This window comes from Mesorhizobium sp. M1C.F.Ca.ET.210.01.1.1 (genome assembly GCF_004791585.1).
In the GTDB taxonomy this organism is placed as follows: Bacteria; Pseudomonadota; Alphaproteobacteria; order Rhizobiales; family Rhizobiaceae; genus Mesorhizobium.
This window is the reverse complement of sequence record NZ_SRUU01000176.1, coordinates 1-317: the sequence shown is the minus strand read 5'-3', so window position 1 is coordinate 317 and position 317 is coordinate 1. Positions and strand designations below refer to the sequence as shown.

Below are 317 nucleotides of genomic sequence, written 5' to 3'. Positions count from 1 at the left end.
GGCATGTCGTCGGCTTTGGCCTGCGCTACGACTATGAGCGCCGCCAGGTGCTCGAAGCGCCGCCCATTCCGGACTTCCTGCTGCCGCTTCGCGCCAAGGTCGCCGAATTCGCGGGCGTCCAAGCCGCCGCGTTCGCGCAAGTGCTGATTAACGAATATCGCCCGGGCGCCGGCATAGGCTGGCACCGGGACAAGCCGCATTTCGAACTCGTGGCGGGCGTTTCCCTGCTGGCGCCCTGCAGCTTCCGGCTGCGCCGCAAGAACGGCGCGGCATGGGACCGTGAAACGATCGAGGTCGAGCCGAGGTCCGTCTATCTC

The 317-nt window shown here is 66.9% G+C and carries 1 protein-coding gene; it reads left to right on the top strand.

Going from position 1 to position 317, the window contains the following annotated elements:
- On the top strand, nt 1-317 hold a 317-nt coding region (locus tag EN853_RS33465), incomplete at both ends, for an alpha-ketoglutarate-dependent dioxygenase AlkB (RefSeq protein WP_189473196.1).